The organism is Arcobacter sp. 15-2 (genome assembly GCF_047159865.1).
In the GTDB taxonomy this organism is placed as follows: Bacteria; Campylobacterota; Campylobacteria; order Campylobacterales; family Arcobacteraceae; genus JAIOSF01.
Window position 1 is genome coordinate 590,693 of the sequence record NZ_AP038804.1, and the last position, 18,337, is coordinate 609,029.

Consider the following 18,337-nt stretch of genomic DNA (forward strand, 5'->3'; position numbering starts at 1 on the left):
ATGCATATTACAAATAAAATATCAAATCTATTTCATAAATTTGCAACCAAAGAGTTCCCTAAATCAATACAGAACTTCATAAATAATGGTTATGTAAATCTTTTAGGATTGGATATGAAAGAGTTTGACGCACCATCTTCTTATAAAACCCTCAACCAACTATTTACAAGAGAGCTTAAGATAGAAAGAGAATACAGCAAAGATGAAAATACTTTTATCAGTCCTGCTGATAGTTTTGTAAGTGAATCTGGTAATATAGAAAATGAAACAGCCTGCCAAATAAAAGGGATGAAATATAGTGTAAAAGAGCTTTTAACACAAGAGATTCTTTATGATAATTTTGAAAAATTAAAAAACGGTACTTTTATGAATTTTTATCTTAGTCCAAAAGACTACCATAGATATCATGCAAGTTTTGATTGTCAAATCACAAAACTTATTCATGTACCAGGAAAACTTTATCCTGTAAATTTTACTTATTTAAAAAAACAAACAAGCTTATTTGTAGAAAATGAACGAGTGATTCTTGAATGTAAAACAAAAGAGAACAAACTATTTTACATGGTTTTTGTTGGTGCTTTAAATGTTGGTAAAATGATATTTACATTTGAACCAAAAGTCAACACTAATGTTGATGCAATACATCCAATCGTATATGAATATGATGATTTATATATCACAAAAGCAGATTGTTTAGGATATTTTGAGATGGGTTCTACTGTACTTATGTTTTGGGAAAAAGATATGGTAGAAATTGAAAATAATATCAATACAAAAGTAAGATTTGGGGATGTTATTTCTACTATTGTTGACATTGATTAAATTTTAGGTATAATGCAAATTATACATAAATAATAAAAAAAAGGGTAACATTTAATGGTTAAAATTGTAAATTTAAAAAAGACTTTTGGTTCAAGAGTTCTATTTCAGGATATTAATCTTTCTTTAGATACAGGAAAAAGATATGGTTTAATTGGAGCAAATGGAGCTGGTAAAACTACATTTTTAAATATGCTAAGTGGAACAGAAGAGATAACTGATGGTGAAGTACAAGTACAAAATGGTAAAAAAGTTGGAGTATTAAGCCAAAATCAATTTGCTTATGAAGACTTTACTTTAGCAGATGCTGTACTTATTGGAAACAAAAGACTTTACGATGCGATCAAAAAGAAAGAAGAGTTATACTTAGAAGAGTACACAGATGAGATTGGTGAACAATTAGGTGAACTTGAAATCATTTGTTGTGAAGAAGATCCAACTTACGAATATGATGTAAAAATTACAAAAATTCTTGAATCTTTAGGATTTCCTGCGGATACTCATGGTGAACTTATGAGTACTATTACAGGTGGTGATAAATTTAAGGTTTTACTTGCTCAAGTGCTTTACCCAAAACCAGATGTACTATTCTTAGATGAGCCTACAAATAACCTTGATATGGCTACAATTTCATGGCTAGAAAACCAACTACAACACCATGATGGTACTATGGTAGTTATTTCACATGATAGACACTTTTTAAATGCTGTTTGTACAAATATTTTAGATGTAGATTTCAAAAAAATAAGAGAGTTTACAGGAACTTATGATGACTGGTATATTGCTTCAACAGTAATTGCAAAACAAGCATCAGTTGATAGAGAAAAGAAAATGAAAGAGAAAGAAGAGCTTGAAGCTTTTGTGAGACGATTTTCTGCAAATGCATCAAAAGCGAAACAAGCAACTTCGAGACAAAAACAGCTTGATAAACTAGATATCTCTGCAATTGAAGTATCTTCAAGAAGAGATCCTTCAATTGTATTTAAACAAGAAAAACCTATCTCTAAGGAAGTATTAGAAGTTAAGAATATTTCAAAATCATATGATGGAGAAGTAGTACTTAAAGATATCAATTTAATGTTAGAGAAAAAAGATAAAATTGCTTTAATAGGTCCCAACGGTGCAGGTAAAACAACTTTATGTGAAATCTTAATGGAAAACATCCAAGCAGATTCAGGTGAAGTAAAATGGGGAGCTACAGCAAATGTAAGTTATTTTCCTCAAAATACAACTGATTTAATTAAAGGTGATATCACTTTATATGACTGGTTAAGAGATTTTGATAGAGATGCCGATATTTCTGAAATCAGAAACTGTTTAGGAAGAATGTTATTTAATGGTGTTGAGCAAGAAAAATCTGTTGTAAACTGTTCAGGTGGTGAAAAACACAGAATGATGCTTTCTAAAATTATGTTAGAAAAAAGAAACTTTTTACTATTAGATGAGCCAACAAACCACCTTGATCTTGAAGCTATTATTGCACTTGGTGAGGGATTGTTAGCTTATGAAGGTACAGTAATTTGTGTATCTCATGATAGAGAGCTACTTGATGCCTATGCAAATAGAATCATAGAGATACAAGAGGATGGTTCTATTATCGATTTTGATGGAACTTATGAAGAGTTTTTGGAGTCTAAAGAGGGATAAAAATGAATGAGTTATTATTTGCTATAAGTTTTTCGATATTATTATTTGTATTTTTAAAAAGACACAGTATTGTAGAGTATTGTAATTTTAATTTTGCAACAAATTTAACAAGTGAAATTATAGTATATATATTAACTATTTTATTTGTCGCACTGATTATGGCAGGGATGCTTTTAGATAATACTAAACAAAAATTTAGTGATATTAGTCAAAGCTATGATAATTTAAAACCCAAAGAGGAAACAAGACCACATAGGTATTTTGATGTTAATACCTACGACTAGTATTTAAAGAATAATTTAAGTACTTATTAGATAAAATTCAAAATAATTTTACACTCAAGGAATATAATATGGCAAGAAGATGTATGCTATCTGGAAAAGGCCCAATGTCTGGGAACAATGTAAGTCACGCTAAGAACAGAACAAAAAGAAAGTTTTTACCAAACTTAAGAACAGTTAGAATCAGTTTAGAAGATGGAACAACAAGAAAAATTAAAATTTCTGCTAAAGAACTAAGAACTCTTAAAAAGAATTCATAATTCAATCAAGATGTTTTTGTGATTAACATAAGAGACATCAAAAAAGCTCTGGGTTGGGAATATAAAGTTACCAAACCAGAGTTTAGCTTAGATAAAGAGATTTACTCTCAATTTAAACACTTTCGACTTCCCCTAATACTTTTACAACTTATTATGATAATTGGTACTATGGGATATATGATCATAGACGATTTTACTTTACTTGATGCCCTGTTTCAAACAGGAATAACTTTCACAACAGTTGGTTTTGGGGAAGTAAAAGAGATTTCTCAACCAGGAAGATTATTTACAATAACACTTATCATTTTTGGTTTTTTAATCTTTACACTCTCAATTACAACCGTTATTCAAGTACTAGCTAGAGGAAAATTTTTAGATTTATATAAGGAGCGTAATATGCTATATAAAATAGCAAGATTAAGAAACCATTTTGTTATATTCAATCACAATGAATACAGTATTCAACTAGCCGAACAATTTAAACGAAATCATATTCCATTTATTATTGTTGATCCTAGAGATGATATTGAGCAAATAGCACACAAATATAACTATCCTTATTTTATCAAAGAGGAAACTTATACAGAAAAAGCATTTTTAAAAACACACCTTTCAAGTGCTAAGGGAGTTATCTCTTTATCTAAAAATATCTCTGATAGTATTACTATTATTGCATCTGTAAGACTATATGAAAAAGAGTTAGGAAGAAAAAATCCATATCTGATCATTTGTAATGCAGAATCACAAAAAGATATAGAAAGACTCAAAAAACTAGGGGCCAATAAAGTAGTAGCACCTCCTGAACTTATGGCAAAAAGAGTTAGTGCTATGGCAATTCGACCTGATATGGAAAATGTATTGGAGGAGTTTTTGTACAAAAAAGACACCCCTATAGATATGGAAGAGATTTATATAAAAGATGATAGTTGGTTTATAGACCAAGAGATAAAAGATGCTCACTTAAGAGATAAGTTAAAAGTAAGTATCATTGGTATAACCGAAGCAAATGGAAATTTTTTACAAACACCAAAAAGTTCAACAAAAGTTCGAAAAGGTTGTAAGCTTTTAGTCGTAGGAAACCAAGCAGGAATTGCCCGTGCAAAACTTCTTGTAAATGATACAATACGACCAGATTATATAGATTCAATGAATAAAAAGGATAAATTTTATGTTTAGTATTTTTCCACTAAAAGGAACAATAAGTGATATTGATGGTTTTTACTGTGATGGTATAAGTGCTGGTCTTAAAGCAAATAATGCTTTAGATATGGGATTTATTTATAGCGATACTTTATGTGATGTTGAAGCAGTATTCACTTCAAATAAGTTTCAAGCAGCACCACTTAAACACTATCAAATGTACCCAAAAAACTTTCAAACAGATTTCGTGCTTATTAATTCAAAAAATGCCAATGCACTTACAGGGCAACAAGGGATTGAAAATATCAATACACTTTTAAGCTCTTTGGCTTATAAAGTTACAAATCCTATCATGAGTTCAACAGGTGTTATTGGAAATCAACTACCAATGGAAAAACTTCTTAAAGGTGCAAACTCATTTGATCTTAGTGTTAAAAATGCGGATAATTTATCTAGAGCTATTATGACAACTGATTCTTATCCTAAACAATGTTTTTATGAAGTAAAACTAGAAAATGGTGCAATATTTAAAATAGGTGCGGTAGCAAAAGGAGCTGGAATGATCAATCCAAATCTTGCTACAATGTTATGTTTTATTTGTACGGATGCAGATGTACCAAAAGAAGATATGCAAGAGTTACTACAATGTAATTCAGAAACTACATTCAATGCAATATCAGTAGATGGTGACACATCAACAAATGACACAGTGCTCTTACTTGCAAATAAAAAATCAAAAGCTTATGATAAAACTGCTTTTGCAGAAGCCTTAAGACTTGTTATGCATGATATGGCAATGTTAATGGTTGCAGATGGAGAAGGTGCTAAAAAAGCTGTTGCATTTGAAGTAAAAAATGCAGTTACTAAAGAGGAAGCACAAAAAGCAGCAAAAGCACTTTCAAATTCACTTTTAGTAAAAACAGCTCTTTTTGGTGAAGATCCAAATTTTGGAAGAATAGCTTCAACAATTGGGGCAAGTGGTGTAACTAGTGATGAAAATACTTTAGTTATTTACTACAATGATGTTATTGTTTACAATAAAGGTGAATTTTGTTTTACGCCGGAGATTGAGGAAGAAGCAGGAAAAGTTTTACAAAATAGAAGTTTTAGAATTGTTTGTGATTTAGGTGTGGGTACTTCATCTTTTACAGCATGGGGTTGTGACTTGGGTTATGAATATGTTAAAATCAATGCTGATTATAGAACATAGTAAATATGCAAAAAGAAGTAAATGAAAAAACTATTCGTCTTCGATACATAAGAGTATTAGAAAAGTTTGTTACAAAATCAATCTCTTTATTGAAGTATGACAATTTTGATAAAGAGTTATTTAAGAAAGCTACTATAAAAGCATTTAATGAACTACAAAAAACAAAATCATGTGATCTTTATAGTGAATATCCTGTTGCTGTAAGAAACCTAACACTTCATATAATGCAATGTATCGATAATGATTCACAAGAAGATGAATGGGAAACCAAACCTAATAATTTTGAAGAAGAGAAAGCTTCAATTCTTAAACAAGCAAATCTTTTAGCAAAACTCAAAAATAACAACCGTTATAAAAAAGACAAGCATAAACATAAAAAGTTTAATGATGGATATTAATACAGAAAGAAACTATAGATTTAAATAGTTTCTTTACAAGTTTTCGATTATTTATTTTTACACTTACCAACAGATAAATTCTTTTTATTTTTCTCTAAAAATTTTGAACCTATCCCTTTTACACTAGTTAAATCTTCAACATTTTTAAAACAGTTTCCTTTTTTTCTGTATGAAATAATCTCATCTGCCTTTTTTGAACCAATACCTTTCAGATCCATCAATTCATTTTTATCTGCGTTGTTAATATCCACAGCACCAAATAATAACCCTATACTAAAAGCAATCATAACTAAAATTTTCATATTAACTCCTATTGTTAAAATTAAATACAGTATATAGAAAAATCACTAAATTTATTATAAACTCTATTATTTTAGTTTAAATTCAATTTATGATATAATCCTATCATTCAAATATAAAGAACCCAAATGACCCAAACAAATGAATCTTTTAAACTCTCTGGCACATTAAAAAAAATACTATTTTATAATGAAGAAAACCATTACTACATAGCTGTATTAGAAAATGACCAAAAAATTTGTGGTCAATACTTTGACACAGATTTACATAAACTTGTAGGGGAAGAAGTTATCATCACTGGAGTTTGGAATACTCATAAAAAATATGGTGTTCAATTTGTTTTTACCTCAATGGAACTCAAAGAAGCTGAGATATTTTTCTTTTTAACCAAAATTGTAAAAGGTATCACAAAAAAACTTGCACATGAACTTACTAAAAAATACACCGAAGATGAACTTTGTGATATTTTAGATAACACACCTGCAAAGCTTTTAGAATTTAAAGGGATAAAAGAGAAAAAACTTGCACAAATAGTAACTTCATGGAATAAATTTAAACACCTTCGCGAACTAGGAAGTTTTTTAGCTCAATTTGGAGTGACAAGTAATCTTATCAATAAAATTTACCAAACATTTGGAGAGGTTGAAAATCTTATCGAAAGAATCAAAGAAAATCCATATTTACTTACCTCCATACAAGGTATTGGGTTTAAAAGAGCTGATCAAATAGGAACAAAACTTGGTATTGATAAGCTTAGCAATTTTCGAATATCTGCTTGTATGAACTATACCTTAAGAGAATTTTGTGAATCAAACGGAAATAGCTCAATTTCAAAAGATCAACTCTTTACATTGCTTGATGATGCTTTAAATTTCAAAGATAAAGATACACTTTATGAAGAAGCAGTCATTGCCCTACTTTCAAAAGATGAGATTCATGAAACTATTACTAATAAATATGCACCTAGTATTTACTATAATTGTGAAACAAAAATTTTAGAGTTTTTTAAAGATAGAAAAATTCACAATCACAACAAAAAAATTATTGAAAACTTTGAAAGCTATATTAAGAAAAAAGAGGAAACTTTAGGATTTATATTAAGTAGTGAGCAACAAAAAGCAGTCGAACTCATCAACAATGGGGAAAATACAATTTTACTCATAGGATATGCAGGTACAGGTAAATCAACTTCTAGTCGTGCTATTTTGGAACTCTTAGAAGAGATAGTTCCCTATGATGATATACATTGTATGGCACTTAGTGGCATAGCCTCACAAAGAATCAGTGACACAACAGGATACAAAAGTAGTACCATCCAATCCTCACTAGTAAAAATAGATAATAGCGATAAAGATTATTTTGACTATAAAGTGATCTTAATCGATGAAGCGAGTATGATAAACAGTGTTACTTTTTACAAAGTCCTTTCAAAAATCGATCCTGACTGTACTCTTATTATCGTAGGAGATGATGGTCAGTTACCTGCTATTGGAGCGGGTGATATTTTGAGAGATGCTATTAAGTTTGACCTAGCTCCTATTTGTAAACTTACAAAAATTTACCGACAAAATGAACTACAAGCAATAGCTACAATAGCAAATGAGATAAGAAAAGGAAAAGTTCCTAAGTATAAAGAGGAGTATGAAGACTTCAAATTTGTTGAGTCATCTATACCAAACTATTATGCACAAAAAGCACTCTTGAGTGACTATGAGATAAATATGCTAAGAAATGATAATAACTATGTAATTTTAAATAATATTTTAAACATAACATCACAATACATAGAACCTATGTATAAGTTTATAAAAGAGAAAGAGATCTCTTCATTTTTAACACAATTTCAAGTTATCACCCCTATTAAAAATGGAACTTTAGGAGTAGAAAATCTGAATATAAACTTACAAAAACTGATCAATAAAACTAACTCAAAAGGGATACAAAAAAAACTTTATGAGTACAAACTTGCAGATAAGGTTATCCATATCAAAAATGAAAATATGAAAGCTCAAAGTATGAAGTTTTATAAAGCAGGAAATCCAGATTTTGTAGAAAAAAGAGTTTTTAATGGACAGCTTGGAATGGTGATAAAAGTAGATTATGAAAAGTCAAAACTGATAGTTCTGTATCCAAATGATGATATGGTGGTATTTTACGACTTTGATACTTTAGACAATCTTATCTCACTAGCATATTGTCTAACTATTCACAAAACCCAAGGTATGGAGTATGACACAGCTCTTATACCCATGACATTTTCACACTTTATCATGCATAATACAAAGCTATTATATACAGCTATCACAAGAGCTAAAAATATGTGCTATATAGTAGGAGAAGAGGAAGCCATGACTAGTGCATGTAAAAAGCTAGAGATAACAAATAGGCAAACTGTTATCGATGATTTATTGTCCAAATCTAGTTAGATATTTGTTTATATTTTAATATCTGATAAACTATCAGATATTCATTTTTTTAGGTTTACACAGTTAGTTTTACAGTCTCAGCAAATACCGTATCTATCAATAAGTGTATCTTTAATACTAAAAATGATTTTTTATAAATGAAGAGATAATAGTCCGATTAGTATGAAAATACTAGTAAAAAAGAGCCTTTTATTTCAAAAGCTCTTTTTTAAAGATTTTACTAAAATTGTTCTGTCAAGTCATATTCATATCTAATGTCTACTTCTATATTATGCATGTTTGAAGAAGAAAGGGCTTGATGAGAGTATCTCATTTTCCATACTTGTTTTACTTGTAAATTATTTGAAACATCTATACTAAAAATACCTTTTACTATAGCAGTATACCAATTATTTGTATCACCAGAGAATATTTGGTGTACTACTCCACCTAAAGACTTATCTAAGTCACCATCTGTTTTTATACTTGTTACGATAGCATTATTAGGAATATCATCATTGTTTGATAAATCCATGTAAACTTCACTAGAAGTAGCACCTCCTGGATTTGATGCCGTACCTGTAAACTCAAATGTTTTGAAGCTTGTTTTTATTCTATTATCAACACCAATACCATAATATGCTTTTCCAATATCAGTATCTCTTGATACCTTTACATATATAGTTTTGTATTTTGTCGTTGCATCTATATTTATATAAGGATATGTTGTAGGATGTGTTACATCGTCGCTAGTATTTCTATTAAGAGTATCTCCATTACTATCTACTTGTTCGATTGTATATCCATCCCAAGTTCTTACATATACTCTATCTGTACCATTATATGACATAAATGAAAAATAAGCTTCTTTTTCGCCAGGATTAAAGAGCCCAAACTCTCCACCACCATATTCCCAAGGTCCTATATTAAAAGCTTGATTAATATTATAATTTCCTTCAATTGCACCGTAGTCTGCATTTGCATTTGTACTAAATCCTAAAAAGACAAGCAGCATCAATTTTAATAATTGTTTAAAACTATTTTTTAACATAATATTTTCCTTATTATAAACCATAATGATTTTTATATATTTTGAAATAAATATATTTTATTTCACCTCAAGAGTTAAACTCTTCTTACTAAACAAAATAGTATAACTGAACATTGTCACATATAGTGTCACATTTTTAAAAAGTTTTTAAATTTTCTACAAAATTCAAATAATTCTAAGCTTAAGAAAAGTTAAAGTTAATATCTAATACCATAATCTGTAGTAAAAAGAAAAAGGATTTCAAATGAGAATAAATTCAACTACTCCATCACAATATGTAGATATAACTACTCCAAGAGAGTCTACACTTTCGACATCTACAAATACAAACATCACTAACAACACTATCTCATCTTCAAATGGACCGGAACTAAATGCTTACAATGACTATACAAGTGATTTAACTATAGCAAGAAAAGAGATCCGAAATGAGTATTATGCACAAGCTGTAGCACTTGATAAAAAGTTTGGTGATCCTGCACAACATATCGAAGATAAATATAAAAATGAGAATTCTAAATATTTTCGTTCTGATTTGTCAGAAAATGATAGATATAACGCATATAGAAATGAAATGGCATATTTAAAAACAGGTGATGCAAATGTATCAAGTTATGATCCTTTTGTTTATGATGTGATAGGTACTTTTAGCTTCACTGATGAAAAAGCATTAAATCTAGAATTTAACAGAGAACAAATAAATGAACAGTTTGCTCAATTGCTCGAAAAAAATAATATAACAATACCAGCAGATACAAAACTTAGCTTTACTGTAGATCCTTATAGTAGTAAAGTAACAGTAATTGGGACTGATGATACGAAGCTTATAAATTCTATAGAAGCTGTAATGGATGAAAAAAATGGGTCTGAATTATTTGCGCATATTAAACAGACTAAATGGGAAACAAATAGCCAGTATACTAAAGAAAAAATAAATAAATATAATGCTTTTACTAGCATAAAAGAAGACACAGGTTACAAGTTAAATGAACTAGAAATCGTAGATGGAAAGTTTGTGACAGAAGATGGAACAGATATAATCACTCTTTTTGCAGAAGGTATTTATGCTCGTACTGATATTTATGAGAATAAGGAACCTGTGATTATAGAAGGAATGTCTCGAAGACTATCAGATCTTATAGAAGCAGATTTTGATACTGTTCCTGATTTGGTTTTAACTATAGATTTTGAAAATGGTTCTTTTCATGATGTGGGACAAAGCAAGGGATTTGGTACAGGAGAAACTGGCTGGATATTTAATAAAGCAGAATCTTTGCAAAGAGATAAAATAAGTAAACAAATAACAGAAATGATAAAACAAGAAAATATTCCTGCGTCAAAAGATACAAAACTAACACTTACTATAAATTCAGATACAAATAAAGTAGATGTAAGTGGAGGTGGTGAGAAACTCAATAGTTTACTAGAAACATTATTAAATGCTGAAAATGCAAAAGAATTATTTATATATATCCTTTTAGAACAATGGGATGAAGATACACCTATGACTTATGATTTATTAGAAGATTTACTAAAAAATAGTTTTGAACTTATGAATGGTGAATCTATCTCTTTAAAATATGAAGATGGGACTTTACTTGAACTACCAGAAAATATTCCAAAAATAGATTGGTTTAATAGATTATCATTATTATCAGATAAACAATCTATTGATATTTATGTATAGTTTTGTTTTCTGGTTAGCCTTTACATCATAAGATGTAAAAGCTGTTCCGTAGGTTTTTACATTCACTCATACTCCTTATACTTTTCGATTTTTAATAACTCATCTAATTTTTTATTCATTATTTTTTGTATGTCAGAACCATCTTCGTTGGCTTCTGATAATTCATTTGAAAGGAGTTCTTTATCTGTTGTATCTAGCATAGATATATCCCCTTTTTCTAATAGAAGTTTTACCATTGCTCTTATTTTATCATCATTATGTTCAGATAATTTTTTTAATTTTTCCATCATCATTGCATCTTCTAATTCTTTTGGTAAACCTACCATATCTTTGGCAAGTTGAATAATAGAATCCTCTGTATTTTTATTATAATGTGTTGTTAAAGCTTCTTCGAAACTAATTTCACTATTAAAGTCATCATCATTATTTATAGTTATATCAAGTTGCTTATCAATTGTAATATTTGTCTTATTTTTCATTTGATTAATATAATTATTTGAAGAAGCACTTGAACTTTCGTAAGTATCACCAACCCAAGTATTTATTTCAAGACTATCTCCAAATCCCAAAACATTACCATGGTGAGAAAAACTATTTTTCGTACTACCATACTCACTATCACTTAAAAGACCATCTTTATTTGAATCTGCACTTAAAAACTCTCTTTTATATGCTATATCTCCAAACCATCCTGCTACATAGGCTTCTGCTTTATTATCTAGTCTAGTGATACCATCATCTCTTTTATAAAAATCATCTTCTCCAAAATGATTTTTTAGCATATCTATAGTACTATTTTGAAGAGAGACTATTGCATACTTCCCATTAGTAGGATCATTAAATACTACTAATGAAGAGTTTGAGAGTTTATGTTGTGTTTCATAAGATATATTTGATGTTTCTTTCACTTTTTGTGTTTGTAAATCGTTTGAACTATTTGAAACACCAGAAGAAAATATTTCTTCTTCTGACATCTCTTTATTAGTACGATTTACTACATCTGTGGATACCGCTGTAAATGCTGTACCTGATATGCTTGTATTAATCATTTTTTCTTACCAACTTCTACCCCAATAGTAACTACCAAAAGCTCTTGTGCATCTGATTTATTCATCTCCAATACTGTATTTGCCATCATTATTCACCTCCAAATTTTAGTATTAAAATTGTATCATAAGATTGTCACAGTAATTGTCACATTTAATATATTACTTATATTGTTACAGTAAAATAGTATATCTTTTCTTACAGTTTTTCTTTACTTGATTATTACCACATAATTTATTTTTAAATATATAGGAAAAGATATTTTCTAGATTTAAGTATGATCATCATCGATAGTTCTGTAAAAATCTTATTTTGGTCGTTTCAGGCTGTAACCATAACCATAAGTTACCTCTATGATATTGTTTCCCAGCTTCCCTTTCAGACGATAAAGGAGAGTACGAAGAGCACTTTGTGATGGCTTGTGTCCATCCCAAATAGCATCTTCTAAATCTTCTTGCTTCACTTTTGTATAGTTTGCATCAATAAGTATAGATAAAAGAACTCTCTCTTTAGATCCTAGTTTTACAAAGTTGTCATCATAATATAAATTTTTTTGAACCATATCAAAATAAAATCCTTCGCCTAAGTAGTGATGATTTTCATTGCTCTCTTTTAGGGGTACTTGGCTTAGCTTATAGATTGCTAGTTGTATATTTGTTCTTAATTCATTTGGGCTAAAAGGTTTGACTATATAGCCTATTGGATTTGTGGCAAATGCCTTTTGCATAGTAATATCATCAGAAAAAGCTGTGATATATACTACCGGAATATTTTTGCTTTGTTGTATCTGTTTTACTAGTTCTATACCATCTTGATTTTTCCCTAGTTTTATATCCATCATGATTATATCTGGTTCATTTTGTGCTATAGAGTTTAATGCTCTTTTTTGTGTATGTACTATAGCTGTCACTTCACATTTCATCTTTTCTATCTGAGTTTTTAAATCCATCGCAGCAACTATTTCGTCTTCTACTATTAAAATTTTAATCTTCTTCATTCTCTTCACTCCATATCATTATTGTTTCTACCCCATGTTTAGTATCTATAGATATACTACCTTGTAGTTTTGATTCTACTAATGTATGAACTAATATAAGTCCAAACGATCTCTTGATTTTTTTCTGATCATATCCTACTCCATTGTCTTTGACTATCAAAGTATATTTATCTTGCAATTTTGTCAAACATACATCTATATATCTATCATCACCCTTTTCATTATAAAATGCATACTTTAAACAGTTTGTTACAAGCTCATTTAGTATGATACCACAGGATATAGCCTGCTCTGTTTGTAGGTCTGTATCTATAGTATAGTTGATAAGCACATCTTGAGTGTATGTTTCTTGGAGTCCTTCTATAAGTGTGGTAAAGTACTCATAAGCATTTATATAAGAGAGATCCTCTTTTTGATACAATAGCTCATGAAGTTCACTCATAGCATTTAGTCTATTTTGTGTTGTTAAAAATAAAGCTTGTATCTTTTTGTCATCTATATCATCTGTTTGAAGTCGTATAAGTGAGACTATCATCTGCATATTGTTTTTTACTCTGTGGTTCAGCTCTTGAAGAAGTAAAGTTTTCTCTTCTAGACTTAACTTTAGGTCTTTTGTTTTCTCTTTTACTTGAAGTTCAAGTCTTTCATTTTCTGTCTTTTTTTGGATGATTAATTTTGTTTTTAAGGTATTTATTTTATCAGATAGAGCAATAGAAAATAATATTGCCTCCAGTAATAATGAGCTTTCAACAATATATGGAAAATTATTATAAATATTCAAAATACCTGTACTTGATAAATACATAGATAATCCACCAACTGCTAGAATAAGCCATCCAAATATAACAAAATAAGCTTGCCTATTTTTTTTAAATACCAAATAAATTGTAATAATTATTAAATACAACAATACTAAAATTGAAAAAATATTTCTATATTTATTAAACTCATCTGTAATCAAAAAAACACTTACGGTGATAGGAAAAAGTATTAATAATATATTCAAAATAAGATTTAATTTAAGATAATTATTAACTTGCAAAAATGTTTTTGAAAATAAAGCTAAAAAGAAAATAGGAAAAGCAATAAATAGAGAAGCAAACTCTACAATATATCCCATAGTAACCTGATTCACTAAATATATATTTGCAGCTCCTACATATAAAGTATGGTGCACAGATATACCAAAAATATAAAGTACATAAAATAGATAACTTATATCTTTGGTAAAAAAGTACACAAATAAATTATAAATAGCTAATACAACCATTGCCCCAAAAAACAAGGCTAATATAACTTGATGTTTTAATTCATTGCCATAAAATATATTATAATCCCAAAGCTTTAGTTTTATTATCATTGTAGTGACATAAGATGATGCTTTTATATAATAAGTATTTGCTTCATTAGGGTTTAGAGTGATTTCAAATATAGGGTTGACACTGCTTCTTGTTGATGATGTATTCAAAAGACCATCTTGATATGATATATTCTTTTTTAAATCATAAAAAACTACATCAGTAGTTAAAGAGTTCCCATATTCCAAAATCTTCTGTATAGGTTTATCTGAGGTATTTTTCAAAGTAAACTTTACCCACACATCAAAATCGGGTGAATAACCGTAACTCAATAGCTCTTTATCATTGTCTTGAAACTCAATATCTTTGTGAGCAATATCATCAATAGTGAGTTTTTTAGTTTTATCTATATATATTTGAGAAGAGGTCAATATCTCTAGTTGTTCTGTTGTATCATCTATTGCAACGGTATTTGCATATAAAATATTTGTACAAAAAAATAATATTATAAGTATAAATTTATTCATCATTAAGCCTTACATAATTATACCTATAAATTGTCACATAAATTGTCACATTTTTATATTTTATAATTCAAAGACTAAATTTTAAATATCAAGTGTTAGTGCTATCTCATCACAGATAGGGAAGTGCTTACATTTAATACAATCTGCCCAAATTTTAGTATCTGGCAATGACGCTTTTTCGATCACCTCAAAACCAAAATGCTCAAATAATTCTTTTTTATATGTTAAAACTAGCATCTTTTTTAAGTTTAAATGTCTAGCTTCAAAGAGTGCTTTTTCGATAAGAAGTTTGGCTATATTTTTACCTCTAAATTCTTTTTTTACGACCAAGCTTCGTATCTCTGCTAACTCAACTGTATGTATATGAACAGCCACAAATCCAACAAACTGTTCATTTAATTTCACTGCTGTATAAGAGCGAATCGTTGTAGCCATCTCATTACTATTTCTATCTAAAATATTTCCATTTTCTACATCTTCATATACTAACTCTTGCATAGCTTTTACATCTAATACATCTGGTTTTATAAATTCTAATTTTTCCATACTACTCTCCAAACAAATATGTAGCAATTTTCTTTTCTAACTTATCTATTCCCTTATTTTTAAGATTACTGATAAATATCCCTTCTGGATATTCTCTTCTTAGTTTTTGGATATCAGTTTGTTTAAGTTTGTCTATTTTTGTAAAAGCGTTGATGATAATTTGATCACCTCTTTTAATATGATGTAAAAATTCATCAACACTTTTATCGATATCAAGAGTAGAATGTCTTGAGTCAATCAAATGAACAAATATCTGTAAAGAGGGTCGTTGCTCTAAAAAATCAGTAAGATTTTGGTGCCAATTTTTTTTCAATGATTTTGAAACTTTAGCATACCCAAACCCTGGAAGATCAACAAATCGTGCATAATAGTTTGAATTTTCTTCAGCATAATCTTTAAATGTTACATTAAAATAATTGATAAGTTGAGTTTTACCAGGTGTTGAAGATGACTTTGCTAAGGACTTTCTTTTTGTTAATGAATTTAAAAGGGAACTTTTTCCAACATTACTTCTTCCCAAAAAAGCTATTTCTGCCATATCTGGAGTTGGTGAATCAGCTAATTTCTGAGCTGATGTTAAAAATTCTGCATTTACTATTTTAAGGTTTTTCACTATTTTTCCTTACTTGAGTTTGTATCTTTTTTTGAAGATTCATTTAATCTCATTCTAAATTTAATTGGTTTATTTTTTCCACCATCAATTTTTGTTTGACCAGTTAATTCATTTATATAAATTTTTTCTGCTATTATTTTCTTACCCTCTTTTGTATCTTCTAAATAACCATTTCCTATGATTATATAGCGTTTTTCATCAGGATAATAATAAACCACATCACCTTTACCCTTTAAGATATTATCTGTAGTGTGTAAAGTAAATGAAACATCTCCACTTGCTTTATAATCTTTTGGAACTTGTTTAGTTTTATCTTTAGATGATGTTTTTGTATTTATCACTAAACTCTGACATAATAAAACATCTTTGTTTTTTGTCATTTTAACATCACCTTTAAAATATAAAACATTTTTTTGTGTTTGAGATTCAAAATGTTTTGAATCAATATTTAAATAATTTTCTTCAGCATTTGCACCTGTTATAGATATAACTAATAATGCAATCAGTGCGATAATTGAGAATTTACTCATTTGTAACCTTCATTCGAAATTTTGTTGTGTTTGCTTTTATCTCTTCTTTTAGAGAATCAAAATATAAATCAGTACCCTCAAAAGTATTTACATCTTTTGTAGCAATAAAATATACTTTATTTGTAGCTATTTTTGTTCTTGTATTATATTCTAGCTGTTCTGTTTTTAAGTTTGTTCCATCTGACATTTGAAGATTTACAGAACCTTTTAAATAGATTTGATTCTCTTTTTTAATCATAGAATCCCCACTCAATATATTTGTATCATAACTATTTTTTTTTGATTTAGTTACAATAGTTGCTACTAAGAGTTCTTCTCTATTATCATAAACATCTGCTCTTTTTGTTTTTACAATTTGAGTGACATTATCAGGAGTAATATCATACATTGTTGAGTCAAAAAAACTCACCTTCGGTTTTTCAACTTTAGCTGTTTTATTTACAACTTGTTCTCTTTCAAAAAATAAAAACAGTACAATAAATACAATAACTAAAAAAAGAAACTTATTTATTCCCATAAACTTTTTAACTCATTTTGACCATCATATTTTAAAATATATTCTATCATCTCTCGGACAGCTCCATTACCCCCATTGTTTGTACAAACAACATCACAAAGGGCTCTGATATCTTCAACTGCATCATTAACAGAAAAAGAAAGTCCAACTTTTTTAAGCATTTTATAGTCATTTAAATCATCACCTATTCCAGCCGTTTGTTCCCAAGTAAGGTTTTCTTCTTTTAAAATATTTTCAAGAATCTCATCTTTGTTATGAACCCCTTGATAAAGATGACTAATACCTAATTCTTTTGCTCGTTTTTCCACTAATTTTGATTCTCGTCCCGTAATAATTGCCACTTTTTTATGTAGAATTTTTGTCCAAGATGCAATGGCTAATCCATCTTTTACATCAAAGTTTTTCAACTCATCACCACTTGAAGTATAAATAATATTCCCATCTGTTAATGTTCCATCAACATCTAAAACTAGTAATTCAATCATAATTATAAAACACCTTTAGTACTAGGTATTCCTAGTTTTTTATTTTCTAATAATGCTCGCCGTAAAGCAACAGCAAAAGATTTAAATGCAGCTTCTATGATATGATGTTTATTTCTTCCGCGGTCTTGAATAATGTGACAAGTAATTCCACTATTCATAACTAAAGCATGAAAAAACTCCTCAACTAACTCAACATCAAATGTACCAACTTTTTCAGAAACATCAAGAGCATACACCAAAAAAGGTCGATTGCTTAAATCTAACGAACAAGTAACGCTAGCTTCATCCATTACAACTGTAGCATTTCCATATCTTTCAACATTTTCTATAGGAAATATCTCTTTTTTTAGTAATTGTCCTATTACGATTCCACAATCTTCTACACTATGATGATAGTCAACATGTAAATCGCCTTCACAATTAAGATCCAAGTCAATTGCACTATGTTTACTAAAAGCTTCTAACATATGATCAAAAAAACCTATTCCCGTTTTAATTGTTGACTTTCCTGTTCCCTGTATATCGATAGCACAAGTAATTTTTGTTTCTTTAGTAACTCTATTTAACTCTTGCATCTTT

Annotated in this window: 20 protein-coding genes; 9 read left to right on the top strand and 11 right to left on the bottom strand. The window is 28.9% G+C overall.

The features are described 5' to 3' along the window. The 7 genes from ACMCMH_RS03135 (at window position 1) to ACMCMH_RS03165 (ending at window position 5,755) form a co-directional block, all read left to right on the top strand. Window positions 1-822 (top strand): phosphatidylserine decarboxylase, encoded by an 822-nt coding sequence (locus tag ACMCMH_RS03135; RefSeq protein WP_412727001.1) that lies wholly within the window; start codon window positions 1-3, stop codon window positions 820-822. 54 nt (window positions 823-876) lie between these two features. Further along, a complete protein-coding gene (locus ACMCMH_RS03140) occupies window positions 877-2,466 on the top strand; it encodes an ABC-F family ATP-binding cassette domain-containing protein (RefSeq protein WP_412727003.1) in 1,590 nt (529 codons plus the stop codon). 2 nt (window positions 2,467-2,468) lie between these two features. Continuing rightward, window positions 2,469-2,750, top strand: coding sequence for a hypothetical protein (locus ACMCMH_RS03145; protein ID WP_412727005.1), 282 nt, complete (start codon window positions 2,469-2,471; stop codon window positions 2,748-2,750). A gap of 68 nt (window positions 2,751-2,818) precedes the next feature. Beyond that, window positions 2,819-3,007, top strand: a complete 189-nt coding sequence (gene rpmB, locus ACMCMH_RS03150; RefSeq protein WP_412727007.1) for a 50S ribosomal protein L28 — start codon at window positions 2,819-2,821, stop codon at window positions 3,005-3,007. An 18-nt stretch (window positions 3,008-3,025) separates the two neighbouring features. Continuing rightward, window positions 3,026-4,183: a potassium channel family protein gene (locus ACMCMH_RS03155; protein WP_412727009.1), complete on the top strand. Its 1,158-nt coding sequence runs from the start codon at window positions 3,026-3,028 to the stop codon at window positions 4,181-4,183. Then, the gene (gene argJ, locus ACMCMH_RS03160; RefSeq protein WP_412727011.1) at window positions 4,176-5,357 is read left to right on the top strand and encodes a bifunctional glutamate N-acetyltransferase/amino-acid acetyltransferase ArgJ; all 1,182 of its coding nucleotides are present in this window, start codon (window positions 4,176-4,178) and stop codon (window positions 5,355-5,357) included. The genes ACMCMH_RS03155 and argJ overlap by 8 nt, the downstream gene beginning before the upstream one ends. A gap of 5 nt (window positions 5,358-5,362) precedes the next feature. Beyond that, window positions 5,363-5,755, top strand: a complete 393-nt coding sequence (locus ACMCMH_RS03165; protein WP_412727013.1) for a hypothetical protein — start codon at window positions 5,363-5,365, stop codon at window positions 5,753-5,755. A 47-nt stretch (window positions 5,756-5,802) separates the two neighbouring features. Here the strand turns inward: ACMCMH_RS03165 and ACMCMH_RS03170 are convergent, their stop codons facing one another. Beyond that, window positions 5,803-6,057 (bottom strand): ComEA family DNA-binding protein, encoded by a 255-nt coding sequence (locus ACMCMH_RS03170; RefSeq protein ID WP_412727015.1) that lies wholly within the window; start codon window positions 6,055-6,057, stop codon window positions 5,803-5,805. 126 nt (window positions 6,058-6,183) lie between these two features. Here ACMCMH_RS03170 and ACMCMH_RS03175 point away from each other — a divergent pair, with 126 nt between their 5' ends. Beyond that, window positions 6,184-8,481, top strand: a complete 2,298-nt coding sequence (locus tag ACMCMH_RS03175; RefSeq protein ID WP_412727017.1) for an AAA family ATPase — start codon at window positions 6,184-6,186, stop codon at window positions 8,479-8,481. Between the two features lie 220 nt (window positions 8,482-8,701). On the opposite strand, the gene ACMCMH_RS03180 is transcribed toward ACMCMH_RS03175, so the two are convergent. Next, complete coding sequence (locus ACMCMH_RS03180; RefSeq protein ID WP_412727019.1) at window positions 8,702-9,511, bottom strand: hypothetical protein; 810 nt, start codon at window positions 9,509-9,511, stop codon at window positions 8,702-8,704. 244 nt (window positions 9,512-9,755) lie between these two features. On the opposite strand from ACMCMH_RS03180, the gene ACMCMH_RS03185 reads away from it, so the two are divergent. Next, entirely contained in the window at window positions 9,756-11,198 is a 1,443-nt protein-coding gene (locus ACMCMH_RS03185) for a DUF4885 family protein (protein ID WP_412727021.1), read from the top strand. A gap of 62 nt (window positions 11,199-11,260) precedes the next feature. Here the strand turns inward: ACMCMH_RS03185 and ACMCMH_RS03190 are convergent, their stop codons facing one another. From ACMCMH_RS03190 to hisB, 9 genes are all read right to left on the bottom strand, one after another. Further along, on the bottom strand, window positions 11,261-12,247 hold the full coding sequence (locus tag ACMCMH_RS03190) for a hypothetical protein (protein WP_412727023.1): 987 nt from the start codon (window positions 12,245-12,247) through the stop codon (window positions 11,261-11,263). 305 nt (window positions 12,248-12,552) lie between these two features. Further along, a complete protein-coding gene (locus ACMCMH_RS03195; RefSeq protein ID WP_412727025.1) occupies window positions 12,553-13,242 on the bottom strand; it encodes a response regulator in 690 nt (229 codons plus the stop codon). After that, on the bottom strand, window positions 13,229-15,067 hold the full coding sequence (locus tag ACMCMH_RS03200) for a 7TM diverse intracellular signaling domain-containing protein (RefSeq protein ID WP_412727027.1): 1,839 nt from the start codon (window positions 15,065-15,067) through the stop codon (window positions 13,229-13,231). The genes ACMCMH_RS03195 and ACMCMH_RS03200 overlap by 14 nt, the downstream gene beginning before the upstream one ends. 81 nt (window positions 15,068-15,148) lie before the next feature. Continuing rightward, window positions 15,149-15,613: an N-acetyltransferase gene (locus tag ACMCMH_RS03205; RefSeq protein ID WP_412727029.1), complete on the bottom strand. Its 465-nt coding sequence runs from the start codon at window positions 15,611-15,613 to the stop codon at window positions 15,149-15,151. 1 nt (window position 15,614) lies between these two features. Then, window positions 15,615-16,226 (bottom strand): ribosome biogenesis GTP-binding protein YihA/YsxC, encoded by a 612-nt coding sequence (yihA, locus tag ACMCMH_RS03210; RefSeq protein ID WP_412727031.1) that lies wholly within the window; start codon window positions 16,224-16,226, stop codon window positions 15,615-15,617. Then, entirely contained in the window at window positions 16,226-16,756 is a 531-nt protein-coding gene (locus ACMCMH_RS03215) for an LptA/OstA family protein (protein WP_412727033.1), read from the bottom strand. Before ACMCMH_RS03215 ends, yihA begins: the two co-directional genes overlap by 1 nt. Next, on the bottom strand, window positions 16,749-17,273 hold the full coding sequence (gene lptC, locus ACMCMH_RS03220) for an LPS export ABC transporter periplasmic protein LptC (protein ID WP_412727035.1): 525 nt from the start codon (window positions 17,271-17,273) through the stop codon (window positions 16,749-16,751). The genes ACMCMH_RS03215 and lptC overlap by 8 nt, the downstream gene beginning before the upstream one ends. Further along, window positions 17,264-17,758 (bottom strand): KdsC family phosphatase, encoded by a 495-nt coding sequence (locus ACMCMH_RS03225; protein ID WP_412727037.1) that lies wholly within the window; start codon window positions 17,756-17,758, stop codon window positions 17,264-17,266. Before ACMCMH_RS03225 ends, lptC begins: the two co-directional genes overlap by 10 nt. Window positions 17,759-17,760: 2 nt before the next feature. Continuing rightward, the gene (hisB, locus tag ACMCMH_RS03230; protein ID WP_412727039.1) at window positions 17,761-18,333 is read right to left on the bottom strand and encodes an imidazoleglycerol-phosphate dehydratase HisB; all 573 of its coding nucleotides are present in this window, start codon (window positions 18,331-18,333) and stop codon (window positions 17,761-17,763) included. Window positions 18,334-18,337: the final 4 nt, after the last annotated feature.